This is a genomic window from Staphylococcus sp. GDY8P126P (assembly GCF_017891965.1).
Taxonomy (GTDB): Bacteria; Bacillota; Bacilli; order Staphylococcales; family Staphylococcaceae; genus Staphylococcus; species Staphylococcus saprophyticus.
In genome coordinates, this window is record NZ_JAESKG010000017.1 from 1 (window position 1) to 16,273 (window position 16,273).

The 16,273-nt window shown below is 34.5% G+C and carries 14 protein-coding genes; 8 read left to right on the top strand and 6 right to left on the bottom strand.

Annotated elements, in window-relative coordinates:
• The 4 genes from KA893_RS12060 to KA893_RS12075 all read left to right on the top strand — a co-directional run.
• Window positions 1-178, top strand: a 178-nt coding sequence (locus KA893_RS12060) for a rhodanese-like domain-containing protein (RefSeq protein ID WP_210125855.1), incomplete at its 5' end; no start/stop codon positions are given.
• A 170-nt stretch (window positions 179-348) separates the two neighbouring features.
• Window positions 349-930 (top strand): recombinase family protein, encoded by a 582-nt coding sequence (locus KA893_RS12065; protein ID WP_002510815.1) that lies wholly within the window; start codon window positions 349-351, stop codon window positions 928-930.
• A complete protein-coding gene (locus KA893_RS12070; RefSeq protein WP_210125845.1) occupies window positions 914-2,356 on the top strand; it encodes a Mu transposase C-terminal domain-containing protein in 1,443 nt (480 codons plus the stop codon). The genes KA893_RS12065 and KA893_RS12070 overlap by 17 nt, the downstream gene beginning before the upstream one ends.
• Window positions 2,349-3,164, top strand: coding sequence for an AAA family ATPase (locus tag KA893_RS12075; RefSeq protein WP_210125847.1), 816 nt, complete (start codon window positions 2,349-2,351; stop codon window positions 3,162-3,164). The genes KA893_RS12070 and KA893_RS12075 overlap by 8 nt, the downstream gene beginning before the upstream one ends.
• A 367-nt stretch (window positions 3,165-3,531) precedes the next feature.
• Here the strand turns inward: KA893_RS12075 and KA893_RS12080 are convergent, their stop codons facing one another.
• The 3 genes from KA893_RS12080 to cadC all read right to left on the bottom strand — a co-directional run bounded on the left by KA893_RS12080 (window position 3,532) and on the right by cadC (window position 7,029).
• Window positions 3,532-4,146, bottom strand: coding sequence for a CadD family cadmium resistance transporter (locus KA893_RS12080; protein WP_210125849.1), 615 nt, complete (start codon window positions 4,144-4,146; stop codon window positions 3,532-3,534).
• 104 nt (window positions 4,147-4,250) lie between these two features.
• A complete protein-coding gene (locus tag KA893_RS12085) occupies window positions 4,251-6,644 on the bottom strand; it encodes a heavy metal translocating P-type ATPase (RefSeq protein ID WP_210125851.1) in 2,394 nt (797 codons plus the stop codon).
• Window positions 6,645-6,660: 16 nt separating this feature from the next.
• Window positions 6,661-7,029: a Cd(II)/Pb(II)/Zn(II)-sensing metalloregulatory transcriptional repressor CadC gene (gene cadC, locus KA893_RS12090; RefSeq protein ID WP_210125853.1), complete on the bottom strand. Its 369-nt coding sequence runs from the start codon at window positions 7,027-7,029 to the stop codon at window positions 6,661-6,663.
• 484 nt (window positions 7,030-7,513) lie between these two features.
• Between cadC and glcP the strand changes: the two genes are divergently transcribed.
• Window positions 7,514-8,869 carry a glucose transporter GlcP gene (gene glcP / locus KA893_RS12095; RefSeq protein WP_037539161.1) on the top strand — a complete coding sequence of 452 codons (1,356 nt, stop codon included), beginning with the start codon at window positions 7,514-7,516 and terminating at the stop codon, window positions 8,867-8,869.
• 123 nt (window positions 8,870-8,992) lie between these two features.
• On the opposite strand, the gene KA893_RS12100 is transcribed toward glcP, so the two are convergent.
• The gene (locus KA893_RS12100; protein ID WP_037539160.1) at window positions 8,993-9,352 is read right to left on the bottom strand and encodes a DUF1304 domain-containing protein; all 360 of its coding nucleotides are present in this window, start codon (window positions 9,350-9,352) and stop codon (window positions 8,993-8,995) included.
• 257 nt (window positions 9,353-9,609) lie between these two features.
• Complete coding sequence (locus KA893_RS12105; RefSeq protein WP_002484325.1) at window positions 9,610-9,990, bottom strand: winged helix-turn-helix transcriptional regulator; 381 nt, start codon at window positions 9,988-9,990, stop codon at window positions 9,610-9,612.
• A gap of 120 nt (window positions 9,991-10,110) precedes the next feature.
• Between KA893_RS12105 and KA893_RS12110 the strand changes: the two genes are divergently transcribed.
• Window positions 10,111-11,292 carry an MFS transporter gene (locus tag KA893_RS12110; RefSeq protein WP_002484324.1) on the top strand — a complete coding sequence of 394 codons (1,182 nt, stop codon included), beginning with the start codon at window positions 10,111-10,113 and terminating at the stop codon, window positions 11,290-11,292.
• 152 nt (window positions 11,293-11,444) lie between these two features.
• Window positions 11,445-12,641 carry an amidohydrolase gene (locus KA893_RS12115; RefSeq protein WP_041080739.1) on the top strand — a complete coding sequence of 399 codons (1,197 nt, stop codon included), beginning with the start codon at window positions 11,445-11,447 and terminating at the stop codon, window positions 12,639-12,641.
• 122 nt (window positions 12,642-12,763) lie between these two features.
• On the opposite strand, the gene KA893_RS12120 is transcribed toward KA893_RS12115, so the two are convergent.
• Window positions 12,764-14,167: an MDR family MFS transporter gene (locus KA893_RS12120; protein ID WP_037539159.1), complete on the bottom strand. Its 1,404-nt coding sequence runs from the start codon at window positions 14,165-14,167 to the stop codon at window positions 12,764-12,766.
• Window positions 14,168-14,675: 508 nt separating this feature from the next.
• Between KA893_RS12120 and mbcS the strand changes: the two genes are divergently transcribed.
• Window positions 14,676-16,247: an acyl-CoA synthetase MbcS gene (mbcS, locus tag KA893_RS12125; protein WP_041080740.1), complete on the top strand. Its 1,572-nt coding sequence runs from the start codon at window positions 14,676-14,678 to the stop codon at window positions 16,245-16,247.
• Window positions 16,248-16,273 lie beyond the last annotated feature (26 nt).

Here is a 16,273-nt window from a genome sequence, read left to right on the forward strand (position 1 = left end):
TCCGCATGGTAAATTATTAAATGAAAATATTCCATTTAATAAAGAGGATAAAATATACGTACATTGTCAGTCAGGTGTTAGAAGTTCAATCGCCGTGGGTATCTTAGAAAACAAAGGATTTGAAAATGTCGTAAATATTAGAGAAGGCTATCAAGATTTTCCAGAATCATTAAAATAATTTAAGAGTGTACAGAAAATAACCATTTTCTGTACACTCTTCTTTTATGTCTAAATAAGTAAGAATTACATAGGATTATGTGTTCAAAAACCCAACAAAAAATCTATGTTCATAAAAGACCTTGTAATTAAGTTATGGTACACTAAAGGTGTATATAGGAGGTTTGTATTTTGAAAATAGGTTATGCAAGAGTTTCAACTGGATTACAAAATTTAAATTTACAGGAGGATCGATTAAATACATATGGTTGTGAAAAGATATTTAATGACCATATGAGTGGTTCAAAAAGTAAAAGACCTGGTTTAGATAAAGCAATTGAATTTGCGAGGTCAGGAGATACGATTGTTGTTTGGAGATTAGATAGATTGGGACGTAATATGGAGGATTTAATCACATTAGTTAATGAGCTTAACGAACGAGGTGTAAGTTTCCATAGTTTAGAAGAAAATATAACAATGGATAAATCAAGTTCAACTGGACAATTATTATTTCATTTATTCGCAGCATTTGCAGAATTTGAACGTAATTTAATTTTAGAGCGTTCTTCAGCTGGCCGAATTGCAGCACGTGCTAGAGGCCGATATGGAGGCAGACCAGAAAAATTAAATCAAAAAGATTTAAACTTACTTAAGACACTTTATGATAATGGCACGCCAATTAAGACAATTGCAGAACAGTGGCATGTTTCACGTACAACAATTTATCGTTACCTCAATAAATTGGAGGACAAGGAAGATGAAAAACAAGGATAAGTATCTAACTAATTTTTCTGAAGCCAAACGTAAAAAAGCTACTCAAAAGTACAATATTATAAAACCTTTTATCCTAGGCGAACAATCTTTATCAAGTATTTCTAAAAGTAAAGGGATTGCGTTAAGCACCCTTTATAGATGGAATAAGTCATATAAAGAACAAGGACTTAAAGGACTAATCTATGCGACAAGAGCTGATAAAGGAACACGTAAAATAGAACCAAAGATAATTGATGAAATTGAACGCCTTGCGCTTATGAATAAAAGAAATAGTATAGCCACAATTCATAGGAAAATCACTAATTACTGTAAAGAAAATAATTTTGATATACCAAGTTATAAACAAATTTATAGTGTTATTAAAGCGATGCCTAAGTCTGTTATTGATTTCTCTCATCAGGGTGAAAAATACTATCAAAATAAGTACGATTTAATACAAATTAGAGAATCCTCAAGACCCAATGAAATATGGCAAGCCGACCATACTTTGCTAGATATCTTTATATTAGACCAAAAAGGTAATATCAATAGACCATGGCTAACTATTATTATGGATGACTATAGTCGTGCAATTGCAGGCTATTTCTTAAGTTTTGATGCCCCCAATGCTCAAAACACAGCATTAACACTACACCAAGCAATATGGAATAAGAATAATACCAATTGGCCAGTATGTGGTATACCCGAAAAATTCTACACAGATCATGGAAGTGACTTTACTTCGCATCACATGGAACAAGTCGCTATTGATTTGAAAATTAACTTGATGTTTTCGAAAGTTGGTGTTCCTCGTGGTCGTGGAAAAATAGAACGATTCTTTCAGACAGTTAATCAAACTTTCTTAGAACAACTTCCTGGATATATAAATAATAACGATACACTTAGTGATTTAATTGATTTTCAAAATTTCGAAGAAAAATTACGATACTTTTTAATTGAAAATTATAATCAAAAAGAACACAGTGCTATCCAGAGTACTCCTATCAATCGTTGGAACAGTAATCATTTTTTCCCTAATATGCCAAGCAGTTTAGAACAACTTGATTTATTATTATTAGAAATACCTAAATCCAGGAAAATTCATTCAGATGGCATTCATTTTCAAGGCTTTAGATACAGTAATACGAATCTAGCTGCTTATGTAGGTGAGTATGTACTGATTCGTTACAATCCTAATGATATGGCTGAAATACGCGTTTTTTATAGAGATGAGTTTCTTTGTACAGCTATATCTCCTGATTTAGCTGATTATTCAATTGATATAAAAGATATACAACACGCACGTAGTCAGAGAAGAAAACACTTAAAACAAAACATTGTTAGCCCAAGTACCACTGATTTAATAAAGGAAGAAAAGAATTATGGTTATTCACCTCAAGAAACGACTAAAAACGTCAAAAAATTAAAGAGGTATCGTAATGACTAAAAATCAAAATTTCATTGAAACGAAAGAGTATAAACGCTTTGCTGAATTTTGTGATGCTTGTATTAAATATCAGTATATTGGTATATGTTATGGTCAACCTGGTGTCGGAAAAACTTTATCGTCTAGATATTACACAAATTGGGATACTATTGAAAAACAAGTTAACCATAGAGGTTGGGAAGATTTAGCTAGTAAGACGACCGATGATATACTATCGGTGGATAAAATATTTTATACTGCACCAGCAGAAAAACAAACTAAATTAAGAAATGATTTATATAGTATTACTGCAAGCATTGATTTGGGGCAAAAATTACATGCTGTAAATAAGTATGGACATGAACATAGTAAACATTATAGTGATATGTTTAAATATATTGATTTAATTATAGTAGATGAGATTGATCGTCTTAAAGTGCAACATTTAGAGCAATTAAGAGCTATTTATGATGAACATAATTTAGCAATGATATTTATTGGTATGCCAGGTATTGAGAAGAAATTATCTCGTTATCCTCAATTATATTCGCGCATAGGTTTTGCGCATGAATTTGATAATCTAAGCAAAGATGAAACGCATCATATATTAGAATATAAGTGGCAAGATTTAGGATTTGATTTAAAACTCGAAGATTTTACTGATTATGAGGCAATAACAACGATTATTAAAATTACAAAAGGGAATTTTAGGCTGATTCATCGTTTATTTGCGCAGATAGATAGAATTATGGATATAAATGGTTTAGATAAAATAAGTACAGAAGTCGTAGAAACAGCTAGAGACAGTTTAGTTGTAGGTATTCGATAATAGAAAAAGCAACGCATTTTAATATAGTGCGTTGCTTTTCTCATTTATTAGGTGAAGTCATTCTCATATATCAAGTAAAGTGACAGAAATACTGTTTTGCTAGCATCGATAATGGTTCGATTAGGGTAGACCCTAAATAGACATTATATATGTATTGATATGCTTAGCTTGTCACTTTAGGAGTTATTTTGCACCTATTTTAATCGTTATTTTGCATTACAAGTTAATAAGGTTAGAGTCAGGAGGTATATAGAAGTCCAATTTCTCAGTTCTAAAATTAAGAAATTGGACTTCTATCGTGACTCCCAAAAGGCGGTCTTATATGTCAAACGAGCGCTGATTCTTATTAGAGAAAGCGTTCCGATTGTTAAAGAAATGAGAATAAAGTGTTAAATGTACCATTTTCAAACAATATATAAATCCCTAACCCAATGAATACAATAGGTACAATCCAACGTTCATATTTCTCAATTTTTTCTGATACAAAATCTAAGGAAGCTAAGCGATAGCTGACATAACATAAAACAGCAACCGTAATCATAAAGACAATAACAGCAATAAAGATTTCAGACATATTTAAGGTCGTGAAGTACGGTATATAAATCGAAAAGTCATCCGCACTGGAAGCTAATACGATGAAAGTCATCGTCAAAAATAACTGATTAAATTTTCCAGAGGAGAATAAAGATAAAATACTACTTTCATCTTCATCCTCTTCTCCTTTAATCCACATTTTCACACCTAAGTAAAGTGGTAAAAGCCCAAGTAGTCCGATAACCCATTGCTGAGGAATTAAATTTACAACCCCCTGTGCAACTAAAAGACTTGCTCCTATAACAATTGCAGTCCCTATATATTGTCCTATCCAAATATGTTTCACCTGACCTTTTTTTACTTGCGAAAACAAAAGAATTAATATAACGAGATAATCAATTCCTGTTGCTACATATACCGCAGCTGCTGTAAGTATCGTTGCGATCATTTTTCCATCTCCAATATTTTATATTTTAGGGGTAGGACTTTTCTTCAAATTGAAAAGCCCCCCTTGAATTGCGCACAGCGTGACCTTACTATTCTGTTTTCTACCTATTTATCCTTCACTCTCATCAGTCGTAAACTATTTAATGCTACCAAAATAGTAGCTCCCATATCGGAAAGAATCGCTATCCAAAGGGTTAACCATCCCGGGATAACTAATAGTAAGGCAATTATTTTAATTCCGATAGCAAAAGTGATGTTAGCTTTAATGATATTTAAAGTTTTTCGACTGAGTCTTACTGCAAATGGAAGCTTACTTAAATCATCTCCCATTAATGCAATATCAGCTGTTTCAATTGCAGTATCCGTTCCAGCACCGCCCATTGCAATTCCAACAGTAGATGCAGCAAGTGCTGGAGCATCATTAACGCCATCGCCAATCATAGCTACATTATCATACTCCGATTGCATTTTTTTAATATAATCTAATTTATCCTGTGGCATCAATTCAGACTGAATATCAGAAACGCCTACATGTGTACCGATTGCATTTGCAGTACCTTGATTATCACCTGTCAGCATAATTGTTTGCTTGATACCTAACTGATGAAGTTTTTGAATCACATTTTTACTTGTTTCACGAACCTCATCTGCAACGGCAATTACGCCGAGAATTGTTTTTTCCGTTCCAATAATCATGGCTGTTTTTCCTTGGTTTTGTAGGATTTTCACATTGTTTTCAAACCCAAGGCTAAAATCGGAAACATTTAATTCCTTGAAAAGTTTTGGGCTTCCAATATAGTAAGTAGTTCCGTTTACAATCCCTTTTATACCTCGCCCAGTAATCGAAGTGAATTCTTCCACTTGTACATTAGAATAAGGGATATTATCTTGCTCTGCCTTTTTCATTATTGCTGAAGCAAGTGGATGTTGTGAACGATATTCTAAAGCTGTAATGGTAGAGAATAGCTCTTTTTCTTCCACTTGGTCATTTAATACTTCAAAATCTGTTACCACTGGTACACCTTTTGTCAGTGTTCCTGTTTTATCAAATGCGACTGTCTTAATGGCTCCTAATTTCTCGAGATAGACACCACCTTTAACCAACACACCTTTTTTCGCTGCATTTCCAATTGCCGAGACAATCGAGATTGGAGTAGAAATAACTAATGCACAAGGACATCCAACTACAAGAACTGCTAATCCTTGATAAACCCATGTATCCCAACTGCCACCAAAGAATAGGGGTGGAACGACTGCAACCAAGGCTGCAATAACCATAATGATCGGAGTGTAGTATTTCGCAAATTTATCAACGAATGCTTGGGCTGGAGCACGCTCCCCTTGTGCTTCTTCAACAAGATGAATAATCTTGGCAATGGTTGTATCTTCTACGTATTTGGTGATTTTTACTTCAATTAGTCCCTCTTCGTTAAGCGTACCTGCAAATACTTCGTCATCTACCGCTTTGGAGACGGGAACAGATTCTCCTGTTATAGCTGCCTGATTGACAGCCGACAAGCCATTCACAATGATTCCATCCATGGCAATTTTCTCCCCTGGTTTGACAATCATGATATCACCCACAGCGATATCGTCCACATGGATTATTATTTCCTGACCATTTCGTCTAACTAGTGCTTCTTTTGGGGCGATATCCATCAATGAACGTATGGATTGTCTTGCTCTGTCCATAGAGAAGCGTTCAAGTGCTTCACTGATTGCAAAGAGAATAACAACAATAGATGCCTCTGCCCATTCACCAATAATGGTAGCTCCAATAACGGCAACGGTCATCAGGGTTTTCATGTCGAAATCAAAGCGTATCAAATTTTGAAAACCGACTTTAAATAATGAATATCCGCCAATTACAATAGAACCTACAAATAACATGGAAGTTACGAGGTTATCTTCTCCATTTACAAAGTGAGAAAGGTAACCAAAAGCAATTAGTAGTGTGGCAAACAGCAATGTACTATGTTTTTTATAAAATGGTGTTTTCTCTTCTTTATGAGCCTTAGTGTCATCTTTAACCCTTTGTATCGTTTGATTCGCTAGTTTTTCAGGAGATACTTTTAGATTCTCAAAAGCACCTGCTTTTTCAAGTTCTTCAACCGATGCATTTCCATATACATCAATTTTAGAAGCGCCAAAGTTTACTTTTGCATCCTCAACTCCAGCTATTTGTTTTACATTTTTTTCAAACTTCCCCGCACAATTTGCGCAGGAAAATCCTTCCACACGGTAAACGTTTTTATCTTTAATTACCACAGGTTCTACCCGTCTTTTAGGTTTCTCTGGTGCCACTTTAAGATTTTCAAAAGCACCAGCCTTTTCTAGTTCTTCAACAGTTGCACTGCCGAAGACATCAATTTTTGAAGCTCCAAAATTTACTTTTGCGTCCTGAACGCCTGGAATCTTTTTAACATTTTTCTCAAACTTTCCTGCACAATTTGCACATGAAAATCCTTGGACCCGATAGACGTTCATTTCTTCTTCCATTAGTTTAACCTTTTGTTCAGATATTGACCTTCACTTCTTTCTTATGTGCTAGGGCGATCATCATTATCTGCCTGATATGTTCATCATCTAAAGAATAGAAAGCTAGTTTTCCTTCTTTTCTAAAGTTGACCACCCCTTGCTTATAAAGCGTACGTAAATGATGAGATGCATTTGCTATCGTAACACCTAAGATATTTGCTATATCACAAACACACAACTCTTCATCCTGACACAGAGCGTAAGTAATTTTTGCTCTATTTTCATCGGCAATAGCCTTTAACATTTGGCTAACACCAGAAATATCAACTGTTTGTAAATCCCCTTGTATTCGATTAACCTTTTCTTCGTCATAACAAAAAATTTCACAAGTATCTTTCTTTTTCATATTATCATCCCATCTTCATTCAAATATTTATTTGAATATATTATGACCATTTTCGACTCATCATGCAAGCAAATATTTGAATGAAAATAAAAGAAGTAAGTAGGGCATAAAATTCTAGTCTCAAAAACGAACCTTTCCAAGACAAAGATGTTATTGTGGATGCTGGTAAAATTTCAAGTAAAAGCTATACAGCAAAATAAAAATAAAGCAAAACTGCTAAGATAATATCTATTGAACCCTTAAAGTTGAACTTCAAACTTCAATTTCAAGGGTTTTTTAAATGGTATGAATAAAGTTGTAGAGTTTAAGCGTGTTAGAAAAGTTAATTTATATAACTTAAACAGTAAAATTACTTATCAAATAATAATATAACGTAGATTTAAAATATATTTATTTCAAAAAATTTTAAGAGAAATTAATTTAATATTTGAAACGCTTACATAATAGGGATATACTGTAATTAATCTTAAAGGGGATGTTAAATTTGAATGTAAATAAGAGTTTGATTTTCATATTAGGGGCACTTGGTGGTTTGTTATATGGTTATGACAATGGGGTTATTTCAGGGGCATTGCTTTTTATCAATGATGATATTCCATTGAATAGTTTTACAGAAGGCTTGGTTGTAGCATCCATGCTTGTTGGTGCTATTATTGGTTCAGGTGGGAGTGGACCGCTGTCTGATAGGATTGGTAGAAGACGTTTAGTATTAATTATAGCCATTGTTTATATTGTCGGTTCATTAATATTGGCCGTTGCACAAAATATGCCGATGCTTGTAGTCGGTAGATTGATTATAGGTTTAGCAGTCGGTGGCTCCATGGCAACTGTTCCGGTTTACTTATCCGAAATGGCACCTACGGCTTATCGTGGCTCGCTAGGGTCATTGAACCAATTAATGATTACAATAGGTATTTTAGCAGCATATTTAGTGAATTATGCTTTTGCAGATATGGAAGGATGGCGTTGGATGCTCGGATTAGCTGTCGTACCATCCGTTATTCTATTAATTGGTATTGCATTTATGCCTGAGAGTCCTAGATGGTTGCTAGAGCATAAAAGTGAAAAAGCTGCGCGAGACGTTATGAAAATTACGTTTAATGACGACAAAGAAATAAATACAGAAATTAAAGAAATGAAAGAAATTGCAGCCATTTCAGAATCAACGTGGTCTATCTTAAAATCACCTTGGTTAAGACCTACGTTAGTGATTGGTTGTGTATTTGCACTGTTCCAACAAATCATCGGCATTAATGCGATTATATTTTATGCGCCAACTATTTTTAGTAAAGCGGGTCTAGGTGAAGCGACATCTATTCTAGGTACTGTGGGTATAGGTACGATTAATGTACTTGTGACGATTGTCGCAGTATTTATTGCAGATAAAATTGATCGTAAAAAGCTACTTATCACAGGGAACATCGGTATGGTCGTGTCACTCCTTGTAATGGCTATCCTGATTTGGACGATAGGTATTGAATCTTCGGCCGTTATTATTATCGTATGTTTATCACTATTTATTGTGTTCTTTGGCTTAACATGGGGACCTATTCTTTGGGTTATGTTACCAGAAATGTTCCCAATGCGTGCACGTGGTGCTGCTACTGGTTTAGCAACACTCGTATTGAATTTTGGAACGCTGATTGTGGCGCAATTATTCCCAGTATTGAATAGTGCCCTAAGTACAGAATGGGTATTCTTAATATTTGCATTTATCGGCATCTTGGCAATGTATTTTGTAATTAAATACTTACCAGAAACACGAGGTCGTAGTTTAGAAGAGATTGAATATGACTTAAGAGAAAGAACCACGGGTGTGGATCCAGCAAAAATTAAATAAGTATCATGAAACAAGCCCAACAACACGCAATCGTTGCTGGGCTTATTTGTTGGAACATTATTTGTCTATAGATTAGATATGACTCAAGACAACTAGCTAATAGCTACGGTATAAGAAATAAATTTAAAAAATAAACGAGATAAGTGCTAGTATAGGGAGACCGCCTTGCTTAAGCAGGATGGTTTTTTGACTTGTGATTGCACCATATAATGCTACAAGGATCATATAAATCAATATGCTAATAATAAGCTCTCTAGGGTGGTCAGAAAAAAACAAACCATATAACAATAATATTCCTAAAAGACCATTATAAACACCTTGGTTTTTCATAAGCGTTTTTAATTTGTCTTGTTGAAGCACTTGCTGTTCGATTTTGAAAAGTTGACTCGTTTTTTTCGAAGTTGTTAAAAAGGTTTGCAAAACGAGAATGTATAAAAATTCTATAGCAACGAATAAAGTTAATATGAAAGACAAGGTACTCATATGGATAACTCCTTTGTGTATTAAATTGAAAATGCACTGTCTTCATGATTATATAGAAAGCGTTAAATAAAAGAAACACAGAAAAGAATAAAGTTATACTAAATAAAAGCAATGCTCCCATTTAAAGTAAACATTTAAAAATGACAACTTGAACGGGAGTATTTTTATAGCTTTTAATAACTAAAAATTAGACGGATAATAATGTAATTTAAATAATTAATAAAAGTTTTCGATTTTTACCATAGCTTAATAAATCATTAGCTAGGACGAGGAATATCTACAAAGTCTTGTTGATTTAAAGTAACGGATTCGCCTTGCTTATACATTTTTTCTACATGAAATTCTCCCCAATAGCAAAGTGATGAAAGAATTTTACCCAGTGTTTGACCGTATTCTGAAAGTTCGTATTCAACTTTTGGAGGCACTTGATCGTAAACGATGCGATTAATAATGCCATCTTTTTCTAGTTCTCGTAATTGTTGTGTGAGCATCTTTTGAGTGATTGTTGGTATGGCACGTTTTAATGCAGACGTACGCATGCGGCCATTATTTTGTAAATGGCAGAGCATGACCGGTTTCCATTTGCCTCCAATAACATCTATGGTCGCTTCGACACCAATATTATATGTTTTACTCATTTCATTAACTCCTTTATAGACACTAAAAAGTACCTATAGTACTTTAAAGTGCGTACTTCCTATTTTTATATGTGTGGATTATAGTAACACAATCAACAAAAAATAAGGAGCGAAAAAATTATGAGAAAAAATAAATTTGCCATCTTGGCATTAGCCATGTCTGCATTTGCTATAGGCATGACTGAATTTATAAGTGTAGGTTTATTACCATTAATCAAAGATTCATTTAATACGACCATTTCACTAGCGGGATTAACGGTTTCACTTTATGCCGTTGGTGTAACGATTGGTGCGCCGTTGTTAACGCCACTAACAAATAAAATAAAACGTAAGCATTTGCTTATAGGGATCATGCTGATTTTTATTATCGCTAATACATTAGCAGCATTTTCAACGACATTCAGTATGTTACTGGCTATGCGTGTCCTTTCGGCATTAATGCATGGTGTCTTTATGTCTATCGCTACAGCCATTGCTAGTGATCTAGTGTCACCTGATAAACGTTCAAGTGCCATTGCCATGATGTTTACAGGTTTAACGGTTGCGACAATCACAGGTGTGCCACTTGGAACTTGGATAGGTCAACAATTTGGTTGGGAAGCTTCATTTATAACAATTGCGATTATTGGCTTTTTAAGTTTAGTAATTAATATCATATCTGTACCGAACGATTTAAATGAATACGAACAAGCATCTATGTTAGAACAGTTAACCGTTTTTAAAAATAAATCATTGATGATGGTATATTTAATCACTGCACTTGGTTATGGTGGCACTTTTGTTGTGTACACTTACTTAACAACACTACTGACTGATACTTTACATTATAGTGATGATGCAGTTGTTATATTGTTAGTGATTTATGGTGTGATGGTAGCCATTGGTAATACGCTTGGTGGTAAATTAACGAATAACCGTCCAATGCAAGTGTTAATCGGTATATTTTTAATTCAAGCCATTGTATTGTTAATTGTTGGTGTGACGGTATCACATCAAATTTTAGGTACAATCGCTATTTTAATTATGGGACTGTTTGCTTTTATGAATGTACCAGGTCTGCAGTTAATCGTTGTACTTTTTGCAGAACGTAAAAATAAAGCGACTACGAATTTTGCGTCTAGTTTAAATATTGCATCATTTAATATAGGTATTACTTTGGGTTCTGTCATTGGTGGTTACGTACTTAATCATTTTTCAATTACTATGACGCCTTATTTTGGTTTCGCGATGGTATTGATTGCGAGTGCAATGATGTATATGGTTTATAAAAATGAAAAATCAACAGAATTGAATATAGCGTAATGCTAAGATGCATTGATAATTCATTTTGAAAAATATTCATAAAAAATGTAAAGTTTTTAAAATTTCAATTTATATTTGAATTAATTTACTATTAAATTTAAAATTGTTGTAGAGTGATATGTTTTAAATTTAATTGAGAGAAGTGAATGTTTATGAATGTAAAAGAAAGTTTATTTGAAAAATTAGAAGCAAAAAAAGAGGAAATGGTGCAGCATCGTCGTTATTTACATCAACATCCAGAATTATCTTTTCAAGAAACGGAAACCGCTGCTTATATTCAAGATTTTTACAAAAATAAAGATGTCACAATAACACAACCCGTTGAGGGTAGTAATGCAATTATTGTTGAGATAACAGGCCAATATCTGGGTAAGACAATTGGGTTGCGTGCTGATTTTGATGCGTTACCAATTGAAGAAGAAGCGGACGTCCCATTCAAATCGTTAAACCAAGGCGTGATGCACGCATGTGGACATGACGCACATACTGCCTATTTATTAGGATTAGCGGATGCGCTGATTGACATCAAAGACCAACTTTCAGGCACAATCAAAATCATTCACCAACATGCAGAGGAAATGCCTCCAGGAGGGGCGCAACAAATCATGGCATCTGGTGCACTCAATGATGTGGATGAAATTTATGGTATTCATGTTGTGCCCGTGGCAGGACCAGAAGTGATTGGTTTCAATAAAGGCAATGCATTTGCGGGTAGTTCCACTTTCACACTAACAATCAAAGGATTGGGTGGTCATGCTGCTAGCCCTCACAAGACACATGATGCATTAGTTGCGGGGACAAACTTTGTAAATACGCTACAAACAATCGTATCAAGACGTATAGATCCATCAGAAATGGGAGTCATAACGGTAGGAGCTTTTGAAGCGCCAGGTGGTGCGAACGTCATTCAAGATAAAGTTACAATTAAAGGGACTGCACGTTATCTAAATGATGATTTAGAACAATTTATGTATGAAGAAATTGAGAAAGTTGCTCAAAGTGTCGCTATCGGATTTGATATCACATATGATTTGGATTACCAATTTGGATATCCTGTACTTTATAATCATCCAACACAAACCAATCATGTTGTTGATATATTATCTGCAAGTAAAGGTGATTATTTTGAACAGCTTGTAGAAATTCCTGCTGTATCGGGATCAGAGGACTTTGCATATTATTTAAAAGAGATTCCGGGTACCTTCTATATAGTTGGTTGTAAACCAGAACAGGTGACGTCACCATATATGAATCATCATCCGAAATTTAAAGTGAATGAGGATGCATTAATTGTAGCAGCCAAATCGCTTGGGGAAATAGCAATTAATAGACTGACAGCTACTGATTGATTTTAATAAATAAGCAGTGATTAAGAATTGTGATAAATAAAAAAGCACTTACGAAATGCATGAATGAATGCATCGTAAGTGCTTTTTTTAATTTTTTATTAACCTTTAATTGAACACATAGACTACATTGTTCTGCGTGAAGGTTTGCTATCATCGGATAATTTGGCTGATAATATCAATGCTACAAATGAAATTGCTGCTGCAACCATAAATGTAACGTTAACACCATGGATGATACCTTCAATACCATCACTAGGGTTTGATGAAACAGACATTAATGTAATAAATAATGCTGTACCAATTGCCCCAGCCATTTGTCTAAATGTATTGTTCATTGCAGTACCATGTGCGATAAGGTGATTTGGCAATTGATTGATTGCTAAAGTTGTCATCGGCATCATTACCATAGCGAGCGACACCATACGAACGGCATTCGATGTAGCAAGATAAGTAAACGACGTGTGCGCCGTTAATACTGTAAATGGTAATGTGGATAGAACTAAAATGAGTAGTCCAATACGTGCAAGCCATTTACCTCCGAACTTATCGAATAAATAACCTGTAATTGGGTTCATGATACCCATAATAATAGCGCCAGGCAATAATACGAGACCAGACTCTAAAGCAGAGAACTGTAACATATTCTGCATATATAACGGCAAGATAATGTTAGATGCGATTAATACACCAAAGACAAACATACTTAATGCTGTACCTAAAGTGTAAATATTATAACTAAAGACTCTAAACTCAAGCATAGGTTCTTTTAGTTTCAATTGACGACGAATGAAAACAACTAATGAAACAATGCCAATGATGAGTGGTGCAATGAATTGAACACTGCCCCATCCAGCTTCGCCGACTGAACTAAAGCTGTAAAGGAGTCCACCGAAACCTAATGTAGATAGAATTACAGATGTGATATCCAGTTTTGGATGTGATGTTTCGGTAACGTTCTTCAATAGGAATAATGAAGCAATAATTATAATTATTGCGATAGGGAACACAACGTAGAAGACACTTCTCCAAGTAAGGTGTTCAACTAAAACACCTGATAATGTTGGTCCAATTGCTGGCGCAAATGCGATGACGAGTCCGAAGAGACCCATAGCAGTCCCACGTTTTTCTTTAGGGAAAGTTAGGAATAAGATTGTTTGCATAAGTGGCATCATAATACCAGCACCTGCTGCTTGTAGGACACGACCAATCAGAAGCATTGAAAAATCTACGCCCACTGCACAAAGCAATGTACCTAAAGCAAAAATACTCATTGCAGTTAAGAATAACTGCCTCGATGTATAACGTTCAATTAAAAATGCTGTAATAGGAATCATTATTCCGTTTACTAACATAAATATGGATTGTAACCATTGTACGGTACTTTCAGATACTTGAAGATCTTTCATAATTGGCGGTAAAGCCGTACCAAGTAAGGTTTGGTTTAAAATAGTAATAAAGGCCCCTGATAGTAGTACGATAAATAAGGGGATTCTTTTTTCGACATGGAAAGTATCGTTTGCACTCAATTAACTCACTTCTTTCATAAAAATTACACAGTTTTATATTATAGCACTATACATAATTTAAATCTAAAAGTTAAACTGGAAAAATTAAATTTGTAGTCAAACAGAACGAGACAGCAATGAAATAGTTTTTAAAAAGGCGGTTTAAAAGATAGTTCTTTAGGTAAGTAATGATTGATATTTGTGTGAATAATGATTAGAAAATGCACAATAACATTTTACAACTGTATGTTAAAAATACTACATGAGATGTGAGGCAAATGTCAAAGTTATCATTCAGAGATTTTAGTTGGCACATCAGGCATGACATTACTTTTAAAATTCAGAATATTTTCAAAATGCGTTGTAGTTGTATTATAATAGGAAAGTATTCATTACTGAGTAGCCGTAATCATATTTTTTTACATGCAAAGATAATAAAATTATGATGACAATGGACTAGAATATTTAAATGAAATATTAGGAGTTTTTAATCAATATAGATATAGAACTGAGGGAGAGTTAATAGACAATGGATAAAAAAGATTTAATCGCCCCTGAGCAATATAATATTGTCAGCGAAATTGAAAAATTTGCGACTGATGCAATGAAGAAAGCAGTGATTTTTGAAGACGCGAGTGGCGAAACAAAAGAAATCACATATAAACAATTAATTAAGCACGCTAATAAAGTCGGAAATATGTTTTTAAAACATGGACTACAAAAAGGCGACAAAGTCTTAGTGATGATGCCGCGTTGCATTGAAACATATGAAATTTATCTCGCAGCATTGAAATTAGGCCTCGTTATTATTCCTAGTTCAGAAATGTTACGTACTAAAGACTTACAATATAGAATTACGCATGGCGAAGTGAAGGCCATCGTCGTAACTTCAGATAGTATAGATGAATTTAAAGCGGTAAAAGAATACGCATCGCTTACGAAATTTATTGTCGGTGGTCAAGAAGCGGATTGGTATGCTGTTGAAGATGAAAAGACAGCAGTTTCAGATCAATTAAACACTGTTGAGACGTCTAGAGATGATATCGCGTTACTGTCATATACTTCTGGAACTACAGGTAATCCTAAAGCGGTTGTTCATTCACACGGTTGGGGCTATGCACATATGCAAATGGCGCCGAAACATTGGTTAAGTATTAAAGAAGATGATGTGGTTTGGGCAACTGCTGCACCAGGCTGGCAAAAATGGGTATGGAGTCCTTTCTTATCTATTATGGGTTCAGGTGCAACGGCTTTTGTTTATAACGGCAAGTTTAATGCAGAAAAATATTTAGAATTACTGCAAAATTATCAAATTAATGTACTTTGCTGTACACCAACAGAATATCGCTTGATGGCGAAGTTACCTAATCTGACTGATTATAATTTAGAACATTTGCATAGCGCAGTGTCAGCAGGAGAACCACTTAATAGAGAAGTCGTTGAAAAATTCCAAAATCATTTCAACCTTACAGTGAGAGATGGTTATGGACAAACAGAAAGTACATTATTAATTGGGTTCTTAAAAGATACAGAAAGTCGTCCTGGTTCTATGGGCAAAGCAATTCCTGGCAGTCATGTTACAGTAATCAATGATGAAGGTGAACTTGCCGAAGTAGGTGAAGTAGGTAATATTGCAGTGCCGTTAGACTTACCTGCACTGTTCAAAGGTTACTATAAAGATCCGGAACGTACAGCGGAACCTAGAAAAGGTGAATATTATATTACAGGTGACTTAGCTAAATTAGATGCAGATGGTTACTTCTGGTTTGAGGGACGTAAAGATGATATTATCATCAGTTCTGGTTATACGATTGGGCCATTCGAAGTGGAAGATTCTCTGACAAAACACGAATATGTGAAAGAATGCGCAGTCGTTGCGAGTCCACATGAAATCAGAGGTAATATCGTCAAAGCATTCGTGATTTTACAAGATGATGTGCCAGCAACGGATGAAACGGTTAAGACATTACAAAATTATGTGAAACAAGATGTAGCACCTTATAAATATCCACGTGCTATCGAATTTGTTGAAGACTTACCTAAGACAAACTCAGGTAAAATTAGACGTATTGAATTAAGAGAAGCAGAACAAAATAAATAATCTATGATACTAAAAAATTCCTTCAC